At 70.8% G+C, this 2,755-nt stretch carries 6 protein-coding genes; 4 read left to right on the top strand and 2 right to left on the bottom strand.

Going from position 1 to position 2,755, the window contains the following annotated elements:
* The 3 genes from PLJ28_RS15500 to PLJ28_RS16000 form a co-directional block, all read left to right on the top strand.
* Nucleotides 1-209 (top strand): hypothetical protein (locus tag PLJ28_RS15500; protein ID WP_324590402.1); only part of this gene is annotated, 209 nt, incomplete at its 5' end.
* A 138-nt stretch (nt 210-347) separates the two neighbouring features.
* Nucleotides 348-950: a GDSL-type esterase/lipase family protein gene (locus tag PLJ28_RS15495; RefSeq protein ID WP_183524512.1), complete on the top strand. Its 603-nt coding sequence runs from the start codon at nt 348-350 to the stop codon at nt 948-950.
* Nucleotides 951-1,111: 161 nt separating this feature from the next.
* Entirely contained in the window at nt 1,112-1,186 is a 75-nt protein-coding gene (locus tag PLJ28_RS16000; RefSeq protein WP_369732111.1) for a 50S ribosomal protein bL37, read from the top strand.
* Nucleotides 1,187-1,320: 134 nt separating this feature from the next.
* Here the strand turns inward: PLJ28_RS16000 and rsrA are convergent, their stop codons facing one another.
* Together rsrA and PLJ28_RS15485 are read right to left on the bottom strand one after the other, a co-directional pair.
* Nucleotides 1,321-1,587, bottom strand: coding sequence for a mycothiol system anti-sigma-R factor (rsrA, locus tag PLJ28_RS15490; protein ID WP_010144300.1), 267 nt, complete (start codon nt 1,585-1,587; stop codon nt 1,321-1,323).
* Complete coding sequence (locus PLJ28_RS15485) at nt 1,584-2,339, bottom strand: sigma-70 family RNA polymerase sigma factor (RefSeq protein WP_298045034.1); 756 nt, start codon at nt 2,337-2,339, stop codon at nt 1,584-1,586. The genes rsrA and PLJ28_RS15485 overlap by 4 nt, the downstream gene beginning before the upstream one ends.
* A 187-nt stretch (nt 2,340-2,526) precedes the next feature.
* On the opposite strand from PLJ28_RS15485, the gene PLJ28_RS15480 reads away from it, so the two are divergent.
* The coding region (locus tag PLJ28_RS15480) for a carboxyvinyltransferase (protein ID WP_502877101.1) at nt 2,527-2,755 on the top strand (229 nt) is incomplete at its 3' end.

Genomic DNA, 2,755 nt, shown 5'->3' with positions numbered 1-2,755 from the left:
CCAAGTACCCGGACGCCCAGGTCTGCTGGGTCCAGGACGAGCCGGCCAACCAGGGGCCGTGGCCCTTCATGGCCCTGAACCTGCTGCCGCAGCTGGACCGCGAGGTCACGCTGGTGTCGCGTCCGGCCTCGGCCTCCACCGCGGCCGGCTCCAAGGCCCGTCACGACCAGGAGGCGTCGGTCCTGCTGGACCAGGCCTTCTCCCGCTGACCACCGCGGGGCGCCGCAACAGGCGGCTGCCCCGGGGGTTTCCGACCGGGATCCGGCCCGGCCATCCTCGTGGTGGCCGGGCCGGATCCCGGTCGGGCCCTTGCTACAGTGGCGACCATCGCAATCGAAAGGTAGACCGTGGAGATTCGTCGGATCCGCATCGCGTCCGTCGGCAATGAATTGCTGGCCGGCGTGGGCGACCCCCGTGCCCTGGGCTGGCTGGGACGCGTCCTGGCCAAGACCTCGGCACCGGGTGTCCAGCTGGAGAGCTACGTGCTCGCCTGCCCGGGAGAGGGCACCGAGGCACTGTCCCAGCGCTGGCAGGCGGAGTCCGCACGGCGGTACGGCCAGGACACCGAGAACCGGCTGGTGATCGGCCTGTCCGACCTCGACCTGGACCTGGAGTCCTCCACGGCCCGGGCCCGGCTGAACCTCGCCAACGTCCTGGACCGTGCCGCCCAGCTGGACATCGCCACCCTCGTGGTCGGCCCCGTGCCGTCCCTCGACGGGGAACGCAACGCCCGGCTCTCCGAGCTGAACGCGGCGTACATGGACGTGGCCGACCGCCGGCACCACTACTACGTGGACACCTTCACCCCGCTGGTCAACCACGAGCAGTGGCGCAACGACCTCGCGGCCGGCCAGGGGTTGCCCGGGCAGGCCGGATACGGGCTCATCGCCTGGCTGGTGCTCCACCGCGGGTGGTACCAGTGGCTGAACGTGCCGGAGCCCACCGCCTGACCCCCGTGCCGGCGTCGCGGCCGGCCGGACCCCGCGGAGGTGCACCGCTTTGTCCGGCACCGGCGGGGTATGCGAAACTGGATGGTGCTGTCACGCACCGGGACAGCACAGGAACGCGCCCGTGCGGCGCGGGTCCGTTCCCATCACCGGAAGGAAACGCGATGAGCAAGCGTGGACGCAAGCGGCGCGATCGCCGCAAGGGCGGCGCCAACCACGGCAAGCGGCCCAACACCTGAGGCCCGGCCGGAGGCAATGCCCCGGAATGCACCAGACCCCGCCGGTCAGGACGGTCGAACCGTCCCGGCCGGCGGGGTCTGTTGCGTCTGTGGCCGGTCCTGCCGGCGGGCCGTCCGCAGCGGACGGCCCGGGGTCAGTGGCCTGCCTCCACCCGGATCTGGCTGATCCGCGCCATGATGTTCACCTTCAGGGCGTCCGGCGCCTTCTCGGTGCAGCTGCGGCGGACCACGGAGCGGATGATGCACTCCAGGTCATACTCGTGGGCACACTCCGTGCACTCCTCCAGGTGGCTGCGCACCTCCTCGAGGTCCTCGTGCGTCAGCGCACCGTCGAGGTACTCGTAGAGCCGCTGGATCCGGGCGTCCTCACAGTCGCCGATCTTCTCGCAGTCCGCGCTCATCTGCCCGCCTCCTGTTCTTCGGTCCCGCCGGTGGCGCCGGCGTCGGATTCCGCGTTCTTGCTGGTCGTGGTCTTCGTGCCACCCTTCTTCGGGGCGGCCTTCCGTGTCCTCGGGGTCTTCGGCTCGACCGTGATGCCGCGCTCGCGGGCGTAGTCCGTCAGCAGTCCGCGCAACAGCTTGCGCCCGCGGTGCAGCCTGCTCATCACCGTGCCGATGGGGATGTCGAGGATCTCCGCGATCTCCTTGTAGGCGAACCCCTCGACGTCCGCGAAGTACACCGCGAGCCGGAACTCCTCCGGGATGGCCTGCAGGGCGTCCTTGACGTCGGAGTCCGGCAGGTGGTCCAGGGCCTCCGTCTCGGCGGAGCGCAGCCCGGTGGAGGTGTGCTGGGCGGCCTTGGCCATCTGCCAGTCCTCGACCGTGTCCGTGGCCGCCTGCTGCGGCTGCCGTTGGCGCTTGCGGTACAGGTTGATGTACGTGTTCGTCAGGATCCGGTAGAGCCAGGCCTTGAGGTTGGTCCCCGGGCGGTACTGGTGGAAGGACGAGTAGGCCTTCGTGTAGGCCTCCTGGACCAGGTCCTCGGCGTCCTGAGGGTTGCGCGTCATGCGCATGGCCGCCGAGTACAGCTGGTCCACGTACTCCAGGGCATCGCGCTCGAAGCGCTGACGGCGGGCGGCGTCGGACTCCGCGGTGAGGTCCACCTCGGGGTCATCGTGCTCGGAGGGAGCCTGGGCGGTCTTGTGCGTTTCCATCGTCGCCCAGTCTACGTCCGCGGCAGGTCCTGCCAGGGTCGCTGCACCAGGGGCCATGGAACCGTCCCTTCACTCGTCTCGCTCGTCATCGTCCGGCACCGGCCGGGCCGGTGCCACCGTCCTCGTGGCGGTACCGGGTACAGCAACCCCCCGGGCGCGGATATTCCGCGGCCGGTATCTTGGGTGGGTGACCACAACAGCCTCGGCCTCCCCCCTCACCGACCCCTGGCCCGCCCCCGAGCCGACCGGTCCGGTCCGCGGCACGGTGCGTGTCCCGGGATCGAAGTCGCTGACCAACCGCTACCTCGTCCTCGCCGCGCTGGCCCAGGGGCCCAGTGTGCTGCGGGGCGTCCTGGACAGCCGGGACTCCCGCCTGATGATCCGGGCCCTGACGGCCCTGGGTGCCGTGGTGGAGC

The sequence above is a fragment of the Citricoccus sp. genome (assembly GCF_035445025.1).
In the GTDB taxonomy this organism is placed as follows: domain Bacteria; phylum Actinomycetota; class Actinomycetes; order Actinomycetales; family Micrococcaceae; genus Citricoccus.
This window is presented reverse-complemented; position numbering and strand designations above follow the sequence as displayed.

Bases quoted from the DNA above. Each gene is read 5' to 3' on its own strand.
- PLJ28_RS15485 (WP_298045034.1), bottom strand. From the start codon at position 2,339: ATGGAAACGCACAAGACCGCCCAGGCTCCCTCCGAGCACGATGACCCC.
- rsrA (WP_010144300.1), bottom strand. From the start codon at position 1,587: ATGAGCGCGGACTGCGAGAAGATCGGCGACTGTGAGGACGCCCGGATC.